At 45.0% G+C, this 15,994-nt stretch carries 15 protein-coding genes and 1 tRNA gene; 6 read left to right on the plus strand and 10 right to left on the minus strand.

Annotation, left to right across the window (positions count from 1 at the left end):
- Positions 1–89: 89 nt before the first annotated feature.
- From BREVNS_RS01805 to BREVNS_RS01820, 4 genes are all read right to left on the minus strand, one after another.
- Positions 90–1,043 (minus strand): LuxR C-terminal-related transcriptional regulator, encoded by a 954-nt coding sequence (locus tag BREVNS_RS01805; RefSeq protein ID WP_483427359.1) that lies wholly within the window; start codon positions 1,041–1,043, stop codon positions 90–92.
- Entirely contained in the window at positions 1,040–2,515 is a 1,476-nt protein-coding gene (glgA, locus tag BREVNS_RS01810; RefSeq protein WP_483427360.1) for a glycogen synthase GlgA, read from the minus strand. The genes BREVNS_RS01805 and glgA overlap by 4 nt, the downstream gene beginning before the upstream one ends.
- Before the next feature lie 66 nt (positions 2,516–2,581).
- Positions 2,582–3,724: a GlgC family sugar phosphate nucleotidyltransferase gene (locus tag BREVNS_RS01815; RefSeq protein WP_483427361.1), complete on the minus strand. Its 1,143-nt coding sequence runs from the start codon at positions 3,722–3,724 to the stop codon at positions 2,582–2,584.
- The gene (locus tag BREVNS_RS01820) at positions 3,724–4,461 is read right to left on the minus strand and encodes a WecB/TagA/CpsF family glycosyltransferase (protein ID WP_483427362.1); all 738 of its coding nucleotides are present in this window, start codon (positions 4,459–4,461) and stop codon (positions 3,724–3,726) included. Before BREVNS_RS01820 ends, BREVNS_RS01815 begins: the two co-directional genes overlap by 1 nt.
- Before the next feature lie 334 nt (positions 4,462–4,795).
- On the opposite strand from BREVNS_RS01820, the gene BREVNS_RS01825 reads away from it, so the two are divergent.
- Genes BREVNS_RS01825 through BREVNS_RS01845 form a run of 5 tightly spaced genes read left to right on the plus strand, consistent with a single transcriptional unit; the run spans position 4,796 to position 10,634 of the window.
- Positions 4,796–6,364: a peptidoglycan D,D-transpeptidase FtsI family protein gene (locus BREVNS_RS01825; RefSeq protein ID WP_483427363.1), complete on the plus strand. Its 1,569-nt coding sequence runs from the start codon at positions 4,796–4,798 to the stop codon at positions 6,362–6,364.
- Positions 6,361–6,996: a DUF502 domain-containing protein gene (locus tag BREVNS_RS01830; protein WP_483427364.1), complete on the plus strand. Its 636-nt coding sequence runs from the start codon at positions 6,361–6,363 to the stop codon at positions 6,994–6,996. Before BREVNS_RS01825 ends, BREVNS_RS01830 begins: the two co-directional genes overlap by 4 nt.
- Positions 6,993–7,628 (plus strand): DUF502 domain-containing protein, encoded by a 636-nt coding sequence (locus BREVNS_RS01835; RefSeq protein ID WP_483427365.1) that lies wholly within the window; start codon positions 6,993–6,995, stop codon positions 7,626–7,628. Before BREVNS_RS01830 ends, BREVNS_RS01835 begins: the two co-directional genes overlap by 4 nt.
- Complete coding sequence (locus BREVNS_RS01840) at positions 7,609–9,249, plus strand: motility associated factor glycosyltransferase family protein (RefSeq protein WP_483427366.1); 1,641 nt, start codon at positions 7,609–7,611, stop codon at positions 9,247–9,249. The genes BREVNS_RS01835 and BREVNS_RS01840 overlap by 20 nt, the downstream gene beginning before the upstream one ends.
- Entirely contained in the window at positions 9,246–10,634 is a 1,389-nt protein-coding gene (locus BREVNS_RS01845; protein WP_483427367.1) for a B12-binding domain-containing radical SAM protein, read from the plus strand. The genes BREVNS_RS01840 and BREVNS_RS01845 overlap by 4 nt, the downstream gene beginning before the upstream one ends.
- A 254-nt stretch (positions 10,635–10,888) precedes the next feature.
- On the opposite strand, the gene yidD is transcribed toward BREVNS_RS01845, so the two are convergent.
- The 6 genes from yidD to BREVNS_RS01875 all read right to left on the minus strand — a co-directional run bounded on the left by yidD (position 10,889) and on the right by BREVNS_RS01875 (position 15,494).
- Positions 10,889–11,167: a membrane protein insertion efficiency factor YidD gene (gene yidD, locus BREVNS_RS01850; RefSeq protein ID WP_483427368.1), complete on the minus strand. Its 279-nt coding sequence runs from the start codon at positions 11,165–11,167 to the stop codon at positions 10,889–10,891.
- Positions 11,152–11,499 carry a ribonuclease P protein component gene (gene rnpA / locus BREVNS_RS01855; RefSeq protein WP_483427369.1) on the minus strand — a complete coding sequence of 116 codons (348 nt, stop codon included), beginning with the start codon at positions 11,497–11,499 and terminating at the stop codon, positions 11,152–11,154. The genes yidD and rnpA overlap by 16 nt, the downstream gene beginning before the upstream one ends.
- Complete coding sequence (gene rpmH / locus BREVNS_RS01860; RefSeq protein WP_483427370.1) at positions 11,489–11,635, minus strand: 50S ribosomal protein L34; 147 nt, start codon at positions 11,633–11,635, stop codon at positions 11,489–11,491. Before rpmH ends, rnpA begins: the two co-directional genes overlap by 11 nt.
- 30 nt (positions 11,636–11,665) lie before the next feature.
- Positions 11,666–11,738, minus strand: a tRNA-Phe gene (locus BREVNS_RS01865).
- Positions 11,739–12,593: 855 nt separating this feature from the next.
- On the minus strand, positions 12,594–13,391 hold the full coding sequence (locus tag BREVNS_RS01870) for a hypothetical protein (RefSeq protein ID WP_483427371.1): 798 nt from the start codon (positions 13,389–13,391) through the stop codon (positions 12,594–12,596).
- A gap of 9 nt (positions 13,392–13,400) precedes the next feature.
- Positions 13,401–15,494 (minus strand): ATP-binding protein, encoded by a 2,094-nt coding sequence (locus tag BREVNS_RS01875; RefSeq protein ID WP_483427372.1) that lies wholly within the window; start codon positions 15,492–15,494, stop codon positions 13,401–13,403.
- 123 nt (positions 15,495–15,617) lie between these two features.
- Between BREVNS_RS01875 and BREVNS_RS01880 the strand changes: the two genes are divergently transcribed.
- Positions 15,618–15,923: a hypothetical protein gene (locus tag BREVNS_RS01880; protein ID WP_483427373.1), complete on the plus strand. Its 306-nt coding sequence runs from the start codon at positions 15,618–15,620 to the stop codon at positions 15,921–15,923.
- Positions 15,924–15,994: the final 71 nt, after the last annotated feature.

Raw genomic sequence — 15,994 nt, forward strand, 5'->3', positions numbered from 1 at the left:
TCATTGTGAGTGTATATTATAAGGCAAAACCACTCCCTTGTCAAGTTTCCCCACAAATTCACAAAGAAACCCCTCATCTTTCTTTCAGTCTACTCCTGTTCCTCTACGAGACTCATCAATTTCTGCACCAACTGCACCCGATTTGAAGTGCCCGTTTTTTCATAGAGTTTAGAAATATAATTGCGAACCGTATGTTCGGTAATATACAGTTTCGACGCAATGGTCGAATTATCATCCCCCTGGATCAGAAGCCCTATAATCTCCCGTTCCCTCTGAGAAAATCTTATCTCTCCTATTCGTACAGGAATAGGCCTCACCAAAGTAGAAAGCCAGAAACTCTTCTCCGCCAAGAACCTCACCATATACCCAAACGTCAAAAAATTCCACAGCGTATAATACAACGGACTGAAATTAAAACACCTCGGCAATATCCCGAGTTTGACCTGAAAGAGTTCCCAGAGATTATCGACCGCAAAAAGAGGGAGAAAAACAATGGTAAGTCCAAGAAGAATACGGATAACGCGAGAAAGAAGCGTCGGCATATCAGAGAGCGTTCGAAACCAGAGAAAAAAAATTGTAGAGGCAAGAAACACCACCATAAGCGTTCCCCATCCCCACTGATCAAAAAACAAAAGAAGCCTAAGCCTTTCATCGGAAAAACCTAAGAAAGCAAACATCATCCCTCCCACAATCCCAAGAGCAGCAGAGAAAAACTCCACTCCACTGATAACGTATACCCACCATTTGCCTGAAAAAAGAAAAACCATAACCAGTCCAAAACCCAGGAAAAAAAGACTCTTGGACACAAAGATAAGAAGTGTCATCCACCACAACTTCTGTGGTGTTTCCACCTCTCCTAAGATAAAATAGCTATAATACTGCAGAAGAATATTCACAAGAAGAAGAGAAAAAGCCCCCACAAAAACCCCATAGACAAGCGCAAGCTTACGAAGATTCTGGAAAAACATCAGTACCACAAGAGCTATTCCCACCACGCCGGAGAACACCGCTATGGCATAGTAAATCAAAAGAAAATGCCTCATCGCTCCTGCAACAGTCGTTTATAAATCTCAATATACTTTTGAGCACTCTGCTTCCAGGAAAAATCCTCTTTCATCGCATTTTTCATAAGCTTTTCCCACTGAGCGGGGTTCTGTTTGTAGGTCGCAATGGCCTGAGAAACCATACCCAAAAGGGCTTCCGGTGTATAAGGCTCAAACACAAAACCCGTTATCCCGTGTTTCACTGAATCCGCAAGCCCCCCTGTTCTGCGAACAACAGGAATAGTCCCATAGGCCATCGCATACAACTGCGTGAGTCCAGCAGGTTCAAACCGAGAAGGAACCAAAAGCATATCCGAGGCAGCCATAATCCTGTGTGACTCTGCAATATCAAAGGCAATAGACAGGATAAAAGAAGGGGCATAATGGCGGGCAAAATCCCTCAGCCTCACCTCGTATTCCTCTTTCCCCTGACCGAGAATGGTAAGATACACCCCCTGTTCCATCAAGCGGGGAATAATCTCAAGCAAAATGTCCAGCCCCTTCTGATCAACGAGCCTTGACACCATACCAACAAGGGGCTTTGATGGATCAGGATCGGCAATCCCCTTCTCCTTGAGATAGGCGATCTTCAAGGCCTTTTTCTGATCCAAGGTTTTGGCATTATAGTGCACCGGGAGATAGATATCCTTTTCTGGATCCCATTCCTCATAATCGACCCCGTTCATAATCCCTACAATCTGGCCTGCACCAGCCTTTTCCCTGATGATCCCCTCAAGGCCATTCCCGAATTCTGGCGACTGAATCTCCTTTGCATACGTCTCACTCACCACCGTAATCATATCCGCAAAATTGATCCCCGCTTTCAAGAGATTGATATGCCCATAGAACTCAAGCCCATTGATGGTAAAATATTTCCAGTCCACACCAAGAATCCCGTACTGCTCCACAGAGAAGATACCCTGATAGGAAAGGTTATGAATGGTAAAAACACTTTTCGTATTTTTGAAAAACCCATCCATTTTGTAAATACTCTTGAGATAGAAGGGGAAAAGCCCACACTGCCAGTCATGAGCATGAATAATATCCACCTTGAGATCCAGCACCTTCAGGGCCTCAAAGACAAAACGGGTAAAAAATGCCATTCTCTCAAGGTTATCCGCGTAGTCAATTTTGTATGTCTCATCAAAATAAATACCATTGCGCTTGAAATAATGCGGCTGATCCACAAGATAAATATCTATATCATGATACACCACATGTTCAATGGCACCCACCATCGACTGGGTCCCGATGGTAACAGGAAACTCCTCTCGTCTCTTGACCTTGATCTGTTGTGAAGCAAGAAACCTGTCCACTTCATTGTACCGGGGAAGGGCCACACTTACCTTGACCTTACCTGAGTTGTGACATTCCTTGGCCAGTGCTCCCACCACATCCGCCAATCCCCCTACCTTGGCTAACGGAGATACCTCTGTTGCCACAAGAAGTACCTGGGGCTTTGAATTTGGCATAGTTACCCTCCTCTCCGGGGATTATTTGTATTTCATTTATATATCGGTACCTTTCTTGGGAAAACTTTATGCTTCCTCATCATGTAACAGGCTTTCCCCATCTCTGAGAACATGGTACCTTTTCAAAACATTCTGGGGAACAAAACTCTCAATATAGCAATTTCCTCCAATAATACTCTTTTCCGGTAGGATAATATCCTTTCCTATGAGCGTCAATCCACTCGACAACTGGGGAAACCTTTCATTGGGCCGAACAGCCGATGAACTCCCAATACGGGACTTTGCCCCAATATTGGGGACAGTATTCTCCATAGAAAACTCATCGATAATCGTATGCTCAATGTGGGCTTCACTCCCAATATGGTTCCCCGGCAAGATGACAGAGTTCTTGACAACAGCCTTCTTGTCTATAATAACGTTGGAGAAGATCACGGAGTTTTCCACTTTCCCATAGATATGGACATTCTCTCCCACAATCGAATTGATCACATGAGAGGAACGATAGGTGCGTGAAACCACATTCGGCACCGTAAACGGCCTCACCGGCACAAGAGAATTCAGATGGTCCAAAAAATAATAATCATCCAGAAGATCCATATGAATCTGATAATACTCCTCAAGGGTATAATGCGGACGGAAATACCCCTTCAGGCTCACCCTCTGCATGCGCTTCTCTTGAGAAAGGTTGGTGATAAGACTTTCCAAAAAATCATAGAGGTTGGCCTGTGAAGTAGCTCGAATCCCGTCCTCAAACGCCCTGAAAGGAAGAATCACCCCCACCGGCACCTGTTCCTTTGGTGTCTCATACTGGAGGACAGCATAAGTTGGAAGATTCCGTTTGACCGGGGGAAAAAACCAGTTTGGAAAATGTCCATAGAAAATCCCGATGGTCTTCAGGGAATAGTCAGCATGCAAGGTGTCCAGAAATGGCAGAAACTCCATCTCAAGTTTTTGCTTGTCAAAAACATATATCTCACTCTCAGGCCACCCCTTCACAAGATAATCATGCAGAATATCGGTATCCTCCGGGGTAAGCACAAGAAGTGGATTGACACGTGCATGCGCAAGAGAAGAAACCACAAAATCAATCGTCCTCAAACGCGGCGTAAAAGGCAAAAGATAATGATGGGTATAGATATCAAGCGAGAGCAGGTTTTTATCCTGTTTTCCTATAATAAGGGCAATATCGCAAAAGCGTTCTTCACCCATCAGGCTTCCTCACGCTGAAAGATTTTTTTGGTTATAGCCGCCATAATGATGACCCCCTGACGAAACCATGTGAGTGGCCGAAACGAGAACCAAACCGTTCGCCACCCCTTCTTTTCATCCCACACCACACCCATCTTTCGATGGCCAGCAAACACATCTAAGGAAGTATCAATCCCTAAAATAATCGACTGAGAAAAATACGAAAAATTCCTGGTAATCCAGCGTTCCTGATACACACTATCAGGAAAACTTACTATAAAAATCTGTGGACAGGATTTTCTGATAGAAATCAGCACATCAAGCCACTGTTTCTCCGAAAGCTCATTGGTATAATACCCCAAAAGCCGCACATTGGGAAAAGAGCGACGAATCCTTTTGCTGGCCTCATTGGCCACCTTTTTGCTTCCACCCAAAAGATAACAGGAGTATTGCATCTCATCGGCAATACGCAAAATATCAAGAAGGATGGTGATGGGATAAAACACCTCCACATGCCGACCTGTAAGCAGCCGGATACTCCATGCAATCACATTCGAGCCACAAAGCACCACTTCCGTCTGCTGGATAATCCGACGCATCTCACGACTGAAAAAGGAAGCAAAGAGTTTCTTCTCATCAAGAATCAAAATACGAAACCTGTTTTTTTCATAAATCGTCTGCACAAGGTATTCTCTCAGATCATCCCGTCCAAAAAGGGAAACCTTGGCCGTCAAAAACGGTATGGAAACAGGAAGCATGATTTCTCCTTTCTTTCCTTTTCTTTCTTGTGGTATTGTAAAGAAAAAACGAATTTTTAGCAAGGAAATGGGACAATAACCCCTTGCGACGGTGTTTTCTTCCCCGATCTGGGTCAGGGGCTACGCCCCTCTTCCCCGCTTTTTCTGTTCAGAAGGGCTTATTTGTCTTTTTTATTCAAAAAAAATGGAGGTATTTATTACTACAAAGAATATTTTTTATACTCTATTTTGTTTTTATTCCTTTTTTGAGACCTCTGCACGAATGTGCAAAGGTCTCAAAACTGGCTTTTTTTACCCTTTTTTGGTATACTAATACAAAAGAAGAGGGGAACATATGGTCAATAAACGGGCAACGCTCGTTATTCTAGGTTTTCTCTTAGCCTTTGTGCTTCTCTTTTATCGAATCATGACCCTCGTTCTCTGGCCAGAAGTCAAAACTTCAGGAACAGAAGGGACCTTTACCCAACGAGGAATTATCTACGATAGATACACCAACGCTCTCACTCTCAATGTGGAGTACTATGATTTCTATATAAGACCTGCACGACTTTCAGAAGAAACAAGACAGTGGCTTATCACTCATCTTGTGGGAATGGAAGGAAAGGTCTTTTCTCTTCAGGACATGAGTGTTCTTGAAAGTACCAAAGACTTTGTCTATCTCAAGCGCCGTCTCCCCTATTCGCAAAAAAACCGACTCGAAACCATTCTCACCAACTACCCCGGCAAATGGCCATCGGATAGCTGGGGATTTTTGAAAAAAAACAGCCGGTATTATGGCTTTTTGGAAACAGCGAAAGTTGTTGGTTATGTCAATATTGACAATGAAGGACTCGCCGGTCTTGAGTTCTTCTTTGATGAAAGGCTCAAAAAAGGAGAGAATCTCTATACCACCCTTGATCCCCTTGTCTCCCGAATTGCCCTCGAAGAGCTCATCAGGGGTATCACTGAAGCTTCCGCTGAATATGGAAGCGTAATTGTCATGAAAATCTCCAATCGGGAGATTCTTGCCATGGTGGACTGGCCAAGCTACGACCCCAATGTGTATACTACCATTAGTGAGAGGAATTCTATCAATTATGCTCTCTCTGTCGCTTATGAACCAGGATCTGTGATGAAGGTCTTTGCCTCCACCTTTGCCCTTCAGGAGAAGTTAGTCAGACAGGATGAGAGTTTTTTCTGTGGGGGAAGTATAGAGATATACCAGACAAAAATCAAGGATGGCTTTGCTCATGGCAACCTTCGCCTGGCAGAGATCATTCAGAAATCCTGCAATGTAGGTATGGTCCAGGTCGCTGACCGTTTCACGGCTACGCGATGGTACCATACTCTTACGAACCTTGGTTTTGGAAAAACTCCTGCTATTCCTCTCCCTGGAAAAGCCAAAGGCATTCTCCGTTCTCTTTCGGAATGGTCCGGCCTCTCAAAATACATGACCTCTATTGGACAGGAGATTGGTGTTTCCACCCTTCAGTTAGCCTTGGCATTGGGGACGCTTGCCGATCATGGATGGTATGAATCGCCCACTCTGGTTTATGAAGGCAAGGAAAAAGAAAGACACCAGGTCTTAGATTCTACGGCCTGTGAAACTATCCTCCATATGATGGAAAAGGTCGTCGGAGAAAATGGAACAGCCCTCTCTGCCCGTATAGAGGGGCTTACCATCGCTGGCAAAACAGGAACAGGACAAATTGCCAAAGAAAACGGCCAGGGATATTATCCCAATTTCTTCAGTGCCCTTTTTATGGGGGTTTTTCCGGCTGAGAAACCAGAATACCTCATGGTAGTCGCCGTCAATAGAATTCACGGCCCAAAACATACCGGTGGTGAAATTGCTGCCCCCATCTTTTCCCGTATTGTGAGAAGAATGATCATCCAAACTGACTATTTTGGAGGAAAACCATGAAAAGGGTATTCTCATGGTTTATCAAAAGTATCCTTCAGGCCATTGGCTTTCTTCTCCCGGTTGGTCTCACGCTCTGGGTGATGGTATGGCTTTTTGGGTATGTCCGCAATATCCTTCGCGCCCTTGATATTCTCTCCCTCTTTTTCTCTCCCCAGACTCCCTGGCAAGAGTTTCTCCTCTCCATGGGAAGTTTTATTCTCATGTTAGTGTTTATCCTTGTAGTCGGCATTATCCTCCAGGGGATTTTGGGTCGCTGGATCCATTCCCTCGTGGATACTCTCATGGATACCCTTCCGGGTGTCAATATTCTCTACCGCGCTATAAAACAACTCCTCGCTTTTCTCTTCAAAGAAAAACCAAGAGAAACCAAAGGAACGGGGGAAGTTGTGCTTGTGAAGGCATTTCATGACAGGGTCTATTCCATGGGGTTTGTCATGGGAAAAAGTACCTCCATCGATCCATCAGGCAAAACCTGGCTAAAGGTTTTTGTGCCCGGTGTCCCCAATATTTCCTCCGGTTTTTTGATGTTAGTGGAGGAGAAAGACGTTATAAAACTCCACACCTCTCTTGATCAGGCATCGGCTTTTCTTGTATCGTTTGGAGTTCTCAAAGATCTGAGGAGAAAACCATGAAACGCATTCTTCTTTTCATTCGCAATCGTTTCTTAGAAGGGCTTCTTTTGGTTATCCCTTTGCTTGGGGTATTTTTTCTACTCAAATGGATCTTTTTGGCCATCCACAAGTGGATGGAGACCCTTGTTTCTCTTTTTCAGCTTCAGAGTTTTTTCCGTGTCAATGTGTGGCTCTTAGAACTTTTCACCCTTCTTGGTCTTTTTGTCTTTCTTCTTCTTTTGAGTGTGCTTCTGCGCACCTTCTTGGGACGGTGGTTTCGACGTACTATCGAAAACTTCTTTGAACACTTCCCCGGAATCGGAAGCCTCTATGGGGCTATCAAGCAGATTGCAAGTCTTGTCTTCCATGAGGAGAATCAACAGCTTTTTCAAACGGTTGTCCTGGTGGACTTTCCCGGAGATAGAACCAAGAGTTTGGGATTTTTGATGGGAAAATTGAAAAAAGATATCCTCCCTGAGAATCTTCAAAAAACAGATCTCTTTGTGGTCTATATCCCTACCGCTCCTTTCCCCACCACTGGTTATCTTCTCCTTGTCGAAGAACCCAATATGCAAAAAACCGATCTCACCTGGGAAGAGGCTGTGAGAATCATATTCTCTGGAGGAATGCTTGATGCAGATAGAAAAGATTGAAGGACAATTTCCCAATCTACGGGTAAAACTCAAGGAGAAGGAAGTCTCTCTTCACTCCGCCCATCCTCTCAGAGAAGCAGAACGGGTGGTCAAACATTTCAATCCATCCTTTCCTGTGGTCGTGATCGCAGGGGTGGGACTTGGCTATGTGGTTGAATATATTGTAAATACAACCTCCTACGAAGTTCTCGTCTATGAACACGACGATACCTTTGCTTCATGGAATGGAGACTTTCTGGAGAAAATAAAGAAAAATCCGCGGGTAAAAATCTTTCAGGGGGATCCTCAGCCTCTCATCGATTACCTTGCTGAGAAAGGTATAGGAGAACTCAATTTGTATATCCATCGTCCGTATGCAATTCTTTTTCCGGATGTCTATGATTCTTTTCACGGGCTTCTTGTGGCCTATCTCTCCCGAAGACAGATAAACCAGGCTACCGCCCGCCGATTTCAAAAACTCTGGGTGAGAAACATTCTCAAAAACTCGGTGTTTTACTCTTCCCTTCCCGGGGTTAGCCATCTTTTTGGAAGTGGAAAAGACTATCCTGCTCTGGTGATTGGGGCAGGACCATCCCTTGCCAGAAACGCTCATCTTCTCACGGAGGCAAAAAAACGACACTGGATTCTCATCGCCACCGATACCGTCCTTGCCTACCTTGATAGATTGGGTATAGAGGCTGATTTTGTTGTCAGTGTCGATCCCCAGGACAAAAATGCGCTCTATCTTTTAGCCTCTAAACAGAAGCCCTCTCTCATCCTTGACAGTGGGGCTTCGTTTCTTACTTTTGTCCATTACCCTCGTGAAAAGATATTTCTCTATGATACCGTTCTTCCTCTCTATCAGGTTTTCCGGCATTTCTGGGGAGAAAAGGGGGATCTCCTCTGTGGAGGTTCCGTCTCCACGACAGCCTACGATTTTGCCTATCGATTAGGATGTGATCCCGTTGTCTTTGTAGGACAGGATTTAGCCTATTCTGAACGCTATACTCACGCCCCCCACAATGCCCTGGAAAGTATGCTCTATAGTACCGTGGATAGATTTCACACCTACGAGGGATACAATGCCACTTCTCAAACCTTTTCTGATAGGATTGAGGTCAAGGCCTGGAATGGTTCTGGTTCTGTACTCACCGACAGAAAATTCCTCACCTTCAAAGAATGGTTTGTAAGACGGGCTAAAGAACTCCCTATCCACACCATCAATGCCACAGAAGGGGGACTTTTTATTGAGGGTATGGAACATCTCCCCCTCTCTCAGGTGATAGAAGGTGTGGCCTCTCCTTCTCAGCCCTATCACCTTCCCCCCACACCTCACTCTCCCTATGCTTCGCAGAACTTTCTCTCGACCTTGAAAGAACTTCGCCAGACGCTCGAGATCTTGAAAGTGGCTCTCACCAGAGAAAGTCCTGAGGAGAAACTCTTCTCCCTTGTGAAACAAAATCCCCTTTTTGGCCGACTGATAGAAATGACCATGCAGGAGAGTATCCAGAAGCTTCTCTCTTCTCAGTCGGTGGATGAGACGCTCCTCAATCAGCTTCGAAAAGAGATTCGAGAAGGGGCGGAGTTTCTCTGCTTTCTCATAGAAAAGCGCTTGCTTCTTGAGGAGTCTCTGTATTCATGAGAAAACGCGAGGAGATTTTTCTCTATCCCTATCCCAAAAAGAAAATCCAGAAACGCATTGCCCTCATCTTTCCAGAACGTTATGAGGTAGGAATGGCCTCTCTCGGGTTTCAGGGGGTGTATCATCTGCTTCAGTCTTATCCCTTTCTCTCTGTGGAGCGATTCTTCTACGAGGGAGAACACAAACCTCTTTCTCTCGAGACAGGACGACCATTAGAAGAGTTTGATGTCCTCATGGTCAGTCTTTCTTTTGAAGTGGATATCCTTCATCTTATCCGGATGCTTTCTCTTTCGGGTATTCCTCTTGAAAATAGCAGGCGGTCTCATCCGTCGATAGTGGTAGGCGGTATTGGGTGTAGCCTTCTCGCTGGTTATCTCAAACATCTCGCCAATCTCATCATCACCACCAATGCTGAATTTGCCCTTCCTCTTGTGGTAGAGGCTTTGCTTTCCCATGAGGGGGAGTGGTGGAATTTTTGTTCCTCAGGTGAGGGTATCTTTCGCCCGGAGGATATTCTCTCTCAGCACCAGGCTTTCCTCTCCCACCCCGTCTCCAATCCCCTTCACACAGTGATTCTCACCCCGGACAATGAATTTCCCATGCGAGGTCTTGTAGAAATCTCGAGAAGTTGTCTCTATCGATGCCGCTTTTGTCTTGTCTCTCATCTCTATGGAGACTATCAGGCCTTTTCAAAGGAGAGTATCCTTGCGACGGCTTCTCTCTATCAGGGGAAAACCCGTCAATTAGGGTTAGTGGCGGCAACCCTTACCAACCATCCTGAGTTTGAGAGTATCATTGATGAATTAAACCGCATGGGATTTGAACTCTCCTTCTCCGCCTTTCGTATTGAAACCCTCTCCCCCTCCTTATTAGAAAAGATCATCACCAACGAAAAGAAAACCCTTGTTCTTGCCCCGGAAGCCGCCAGCGAAAAACAAAAACGTCTCATTCGAAAAATGATCCCGAATGAAACATTTCTGGAAAAGGTCCGACAGGCCACCGCTATTGGCATCAAACGAATCAAACTCTACTTCCTCATAGGTCTCCCGGACGAAACAGAAGAAGACCTCCAGGAAATGGTAACGCTTATCAAAGAGATCGTCTCTCTTTCTAAACAGCAGGCCAAAACCTATGGCTATACCCCGGAGATTATTGTGGATATCAATCCCCTTGTTCCCAAACCTTTCACCGACTTTGCCGACAGGGAAATAGAGGAGGTCTCTCAACTCAAAAAGAAGATTCTCTCCCTCAAGCAACGCCTTCATGGCTTAGGACGGGTGTTTGTGAGTGGAGAAAGTCCCCGTCGTGCCAAGCTCCAGTATGACCTTGCCTGGGGCAAACTCTCCTGGGAAGAGATAGTGCACATGGCAAGAAAAGAAACATGATCCTAATTGAGAAAAACACCCACCAGCTTATCCTCGGAAAGGTTCTCTATCTTTGAGACCTTTGCACATTCGTGCAAAGGTCTCAAAAAAGTAATAAAGAAACAAAAATTAGTATCAAAATATTCCGTGCTGTAATAAATAAACCAATTTTTTTGAATAAAAAAGACAAACCGGCTCTTGTAAACAGAAAAATCGGGGTTTCAGGGGCGTAGCCCCTGACCCAGACAGGGAAAGAAAACATCCGTGCAAGGGTCTCATCTTTTTCTTCTCCCCTTCCAGAAAAAGGGATACCGACTCAAAATTCTCCTCCAGGAAAAAAAGCGTGGAACAGGATCATTTCCCCCTATAAACAACCATCCCTGACAACGAAAAACGCGAAGAATCCCCCCAACAAGACCACGAAAAACCCCATGCCGGCGAATCATCTCCACGGTGTACTCCGAACAAGAGGGATGATAAAGACACGAACGGGGCAAATGAATGGAAATATACCTCTGGTAAAACCGAATAAGACCTATCAAGACTCTTTGCACACGAGAATCCCTGCCCTCTGGCAGGCCTCTAACAATTCCGAAGAAAGATCCCCAAGATTCTTGTAGGGCTGATACACCACAAACATCATCCAGAAAGGCTGAAGAAACTCCTCCTGGTGAAGACGGAAAAACTCCCGCACCAACCTTTTTTGACGATTGCGCACCACAGCCATACCCGTCTTTTTGGAAACACTGATAGCCACTCGCAGATCCTCCGCAGGAAGAAAAAAAAGGGCACCCCGGGCCATTTTTACCCTGGTGCCCTGACTATACACCTGACGAATAGCCTGCTCCTGCCGCAAACGGCGAGAGCGATCCCACTTAAAACTCATCAGAAACCGTGAGTTTCTTTCGACCCTTGGCACGACGACGACTCAAAATAGCCCGTCCATCCTTGGTTTTCATTCGGGCACGAAACCCATGCGTTCTCCGACGTTTGATATTACTTGGCTGATAGGTTCTCTTCATACCATACCTCTTTGCCTATAATAAAAAAACTGCCGAGACGTGGAATCGAACCACGGACACAAGGATTTTCAGTCCTCCGCTCTACCTACTGAGCTATCTCGGCAGATTCACTTCCCGCATTCGGGACTATTATTGTAAGGCAAAATTTTCTCCTTGTCAAGAGGAGAATCCCTCTCGTCCTCAAAATTTTTTCAAACTCTTGTCGTTCCACATATGAAACTGAATAGCTACTTTCACATTTCTTATGAACAGGGAAACAACACAAAAGCTTTTTGTTATGATGCCTATTGAAAAAAGTTGCTCTTGAAAGCATTAGGGCAAGATAGAGCTATTACCCTGTTTCAGCTAAACCATTGCTCTTTGCTGAAACAAAGTCATAGCCCTCGCCCCTGCCGCGGTGATATATCTAAAAAGCCCCTTCTGGAAGAGAAGCCCCGCGTGCTGGTGAAAGAATGCACGGTTCTTTTATCGCCCTTTTTTTCTGTACCCCACCGGGCCGCTTTTGCGGTTGTGTGCCTTTTGTCGTAAGGAGGAAGTCCTTCCGGAGTGAGGGTGCAGGAGGCACCCGGGGCGACATCTTCTGTTGCTTTTCCCCAAAAGCCCACCGAAGTGGAGCCGCGGGGACCCCGCTTTAGCGGGGAATCGGCGAAGCGAGGTGGGCGCTATACTTCCGAAGTTCAGGAGGACGAGTTGATGTCGCCCACGGAGGAAGGACTTCCCCGCAAAGAAAAGAGGTCTTTCTATACCCGCAAAAGCGGCCCATTCTCCGTCCGAGGCGCATGCGTAGCATGCGACGAGGATAACGCCCCTTTTGCCCCGCGCGGGAGCGCTTCGTAGAAGAAGGAAGATGGGTGACAAAAAGAGCCTAAAACTGAAAGAGAAAAGATGGCCGAACAAGTATTCAGTTTTTGTGTGAAGATAACCATTCTGTATGAATGTGGAACGACACAAAATTTTTTCAAACTCCCACCAATTGGCGATAAAGATAGAGAGCCGTATTCTTCTCTTTCGTACCTTTTACAATAAACCTCCCCTGTCTGAAAACAAGACAGGAAAATTTTTCATACTCCATCTCTACAAAAAAAACATTGCTCTTTCGAAGGCGCACAAACGGCTTTATCTCCTCAAGATAACCGGAGAGATCTATTGCCCTTTCAAAAGACGGCGTAATCGCTACAGAGTTCTCCCCGCAGGAAACAGCCACCACAAGCTGATGTTTCCCTGTGGCATAAGGATGCTCCTCCCCATGCAAAGGACAATCTTCCCTTCGTGGTAGTATTTTCATCTCCCCTTCCTTCTCCCAGAGAGTACTGCTTGTGGGGGAATTTTTCCAGAAAGTAGCCAAAAGCTCAAGCCATTCAGGAGAGAACTTCTCCCATACCATCGCTGGTTTTGGTGGATGATATGGTTCTGTACATCCTATACATCCCCCTTCTCCTTGTGAAAGAAACAAAAGCCTCCACGATCTCCCTGGAAGAAAAACCCAGGCAGGTTTTTGATAAAGAATGGCCATATCTATAGCGACATAACAGGAAAAAAGGCTATTGGACAGATGAATAATCCCTTCAGACTCAGCCACAAGCCCGGCATAATTATGAGTGAGATACTCAGCAAACACCCCATCCGCCCATGGGGCAGGGGTAAAAGACTCCGTAGAAAGGACATAGTCCGTTCCTACTACTTTGAAAGAAGGTTTTCCCAAAACCTCCCACAACCTCTTTTCATAGCCAAGTCCCCCAAAAAGTACCCAGCTCATGCCACTCCCTTATCGATTAAAACCCACTTTTTTGGCAGAAAGACCAAGAATAGACTTCATTTCCTTGTCGATTGCATCCAGAAAATCCTTCTGTGTGATAATCTGTTCTGTCCCTGTCCTGGCAGCTGCTTTTCGAGCCGCATTGTAAACCACATTAGCAATAGACCCACCAGCGAGTTCATATTCCGCAAGTTTCTCGAGATTCACATCTGGAGCCAGTGGCATCTTTTCAGAGATATGAACCTGCCAGAGTTTCAAACGAGTCTCATACTTGGGCACATCAAAGCGAATCTTGATATTAAAACGCCTGTTCCAGGCTACATCAAAAAGTTCAATCAAATTTGTAGTCGCGATAAACACCCCTTGAAAGTTTTCAATCTCCTCGAGAAGAAGATTCTGCATCTGATTGTACTCCTTGTCGGCCGCCTGATGAATCATACCTCGCGAACTCAAAAGCTGATCCGCCTCATTGATGAAGAAGAAGACGGTTTCCTTGGAGTTTTTGACATAATTATAGTATTCCTCGAAGACCCGTTTAACGTTCTTGGTAGATTCTCCTACAAAAGAACTCACAAGGTTCGCGGCATCTACCTTGAAAAGTTTCGCATGAGCCTCGCCGGCAAGTGCCTGAGCCGTAATCGTCTTTCCTGTCCCGGAGATACCATAGAGAAGAATCTTCACTGAAGAAGCCTCTTTCTGGGCAAGCGAAGGCTTCACTCCCCACCTCTTGAGAACCTTCATCGTCTTGGTCATATCCACCGCATTGAGAAGTTCCTGTTTCACATCCTCATCAAGAATAATCTTACTGAGATTGATATTGGGCTTAATGATCTCATAAAGAGTTTCTTTCTTCTCTACCGTGATCACCGATGTGGTGTTTTCTTTCTGAACGGGTTCTGGTTCACGAGAAGTGGACTCAAAAAGCCAGTCTATATCAAAAGGTGGAGTGGCTTCTTCTGGTTCTTCTCCCTTGGAAGGAAGAACCACAGGACAGGTCAACTGAGCCTTCAAGGCCTCATTACGATCAAGGAAGAAGTTGATTAACCGATAAAAATCCTCTTTGTTCACCTCAAAGTTTTTCGACAGAATAGGAAGCGTTTCTCCAAAGGAGTTTTGCGATTCTTCCTCGTCCTCTTCAATAAAAAAGTCCCGAGAAACTAACTTGATAAGCCCATTTTTCAAAAATACCCCTTCCGGATGGAAAAAGGACAGAACAAGAGAAATCTCCTCTGGTAAAACACAAAGCATCTGAATGGCATGCTCAATACTCTGCTGCGTATCCTGACGAATGAACACCAGATAGACCAAATAAAAATAGAAAACCCACAAAGGACGATAGGTTTTGAAAAGATCGGTATATAACACTCTCACCGCGGCACTCATCATATGAGAGATATATTCAAGGGTCTCTTCCTCTGTGGTGTCCATATTCTCCCTGATCGTATCGATCATGGTAGCAAAAGGCTCTTTCTCAAACCATGGTTGATGTGGACTTCCCAGAAGAGATTCATTTACCAAGGTCTTGTAAAACTTCACATGGGAGAAGAACACCTCAATATCATGCAAAAAAGCCGAGAGAGTGGTATATCGCCCCTTCTTGATAAAAAAGGGCAAAGAATTCGACTTTACCGTCGGGAAAAGATTTTTGATCAATTTCCCATAGCCAATCACATTGAGCACTACCCGATGGTGGTAAATAGTGGACAAATAATCCGAAAGGGTAAAAAACTCGTTCATCTGGTTCTCGGCTGGCCATCCTCCCTGCACTATCATCCAATCATCCGTGTACAACCGATGATCAGAAGAGAGAATACGAGATAGCCACAAGAGTTGTCTTTTAGGGTGACGATGAAAAAACCTCACCACATCCCAGAGATTTTGCTGGGGCTTATCATGGGTCATGGCCGAAAAGAGAAGAAGAACCAGTTTCTTCTCCTCATAGGAAAGAGAAGGCATCGTTTTGCTCAATTTTTGAAACGCCTTTTTGTAATCAGAGAGAGAGCCTTTGAGAGAAACTTTCTCTTTTTCCCTTCCCTGCAAAAAGGCTGTATATTTGACAAAAAGTGTCTCCGCTATTTCAAAAAGAAAAGGTGAAATATCCATTCAAAACTCCTTTATTGCTTCCCTATATATTATACACAAAAAAACAAAAAATAGCAAAAGAAAAATCCTGAAACACCCTCTCCCTCCAGCTATGAGAGAGTTATTCTCCTTGGCCCTATATGGATGGGAAAAGTTATCTCTCCTCTTCGGGGTTTTCTCAAAAAATACGGCCGCTCTCTGAAACAACTCACCTTTATTACCGTCTGTGGTACAGGGGAAAAGGAAAAAGATGGCCCCTTTGGATATGAAAAGGTCTTCAAGAAAATGCGCTCTCTTTTTGCCGGAAATCTTTCCTGCTATGAAATCTCCACTGCCACCATTGCTCCGATATCCCCGTCGGCTGATGGATTCATTCGTCTTTCCGATGAGATCTTCGATGGGGATCTCCAGAGACGATTTGAAGAGATAGTAGAGATTCTCTCCCGCTAAGTCTTGTTTCACTCGTCTGATAGTCTTTTTATTTTCCACAAAAAGAGAACTTCTTTCCCATTTTTGACAAA

It is taken from the genome of Longinema margulisiae (assembly GCF_025266855.1).
Classification (GTDB): Bacteria; Spirochaetota; Brevinematia; order Brevinematales; family Thermospiraceae; genus Thermospira.

Excerpts from the sequence above, each read along its gene's own strand:
- BREVNS_RS01870 (WP_483427371.1), bottom strand. The coding sequence starts at position 13,391 with ATGAGCTGGGTACTTTTTGGGGGACTTGGCTATGAAAAGAGGTTGTGG.
- glgA (WP_483427360.1), bottom strand. The coding sequence starts at position 2,515 with ATGCCAAATTCAAAGCCCCAGGTACTTCTTGTGGCAACAGAGGTATCT.
- BREVNS_RS01880 (WP_483427373.1), top strand. The coding sequence starts at position 15,618 with ATGGGAAAAGTTATCTCTCCTCTTCGGGGTTTTCTCAAAAAATACGGC.
- BREVNS_RS01835 (WP_483427365.1), top strand. The coding sequence starts at position 6,993 with ATGAAACGCATTCTTCTTTTCATTCGCAATCGTTTCTTAGAAGGGCTT.
- BREVNS_RS01820 (WP_483427362.1), bottom strand. The coding sequence starts at position 4,461 with ATGCTTCCTGTTTCCATACCGTTTTTGACGGCCAAGGTTTCCCTTTTT.
- rnpA (WP_483427369.1), bottom strand. The coding sequence starts at position 11,499 with ATGAGTTTTAAGTGGGATCGCTCTCGCCGTTTGCGGCAGGAGCAGGCT.
- BREVNS_RS01815 (WP_483427361.1), bottom strand. The coding sequence starts at position 3,724 with ATGGGTGAAGAACGCTTTTGCGATATTGCCCTTATTATAGGAAAACAG.
- BREVNS_RS01825 (WP_483427363.1), top strand. The coding sequence starts at position 4,796 with ATGGTCAATAAACGGGCAACGCTCGTTATTCTAGGTTTTCTCTTAGCC.
- BREVNS_RS01830 (WP_483427364.1), top strand. The coding sequence starts at position 6,361 with ATGAAAAGGGTATTCTCATGGTTTATCAAAAGTATCCTTCAGGCCATT.
- BREVNS_RS01875 (WP_483427372.1), bottom strand. The coding sequence starts at position 15,494 with ATGGATATTTCACCTTTTCTTTTTGAAATAGCGGAGACACTTTTTGTC.
- BREVNS_RS01845 (WP_483427367.1), top strand. The coding sequence starts at position 9,246 with ATGAGAAAACGCGAGGAGATTTTTCTCTATCCCTATCCCAAAAAGAAA.
- BREVNS_RS01840 (WP_483427366.1), top strand. The coding sequence starts at position 7,609 with ATGCAGATAGAAAAGATTGAAGGACAATTTCCCAATCTACGGGTAAAA.
- BREVNS_RS01805 (WP_483427359.1), bottom strand. The coding sequence starts at position 1,043 with ATGAGGCATTTTCTTTTGATTTACTATGCCATAGCGGTGTTCTCCGGC.
- rpmH (WP_483427370.1), bottom strand. The coding sequence starts at position 11,635 with ATGAAGAGAACCTATCAGCCAAGTAATATCAAACGTCGGAGAACGCAT.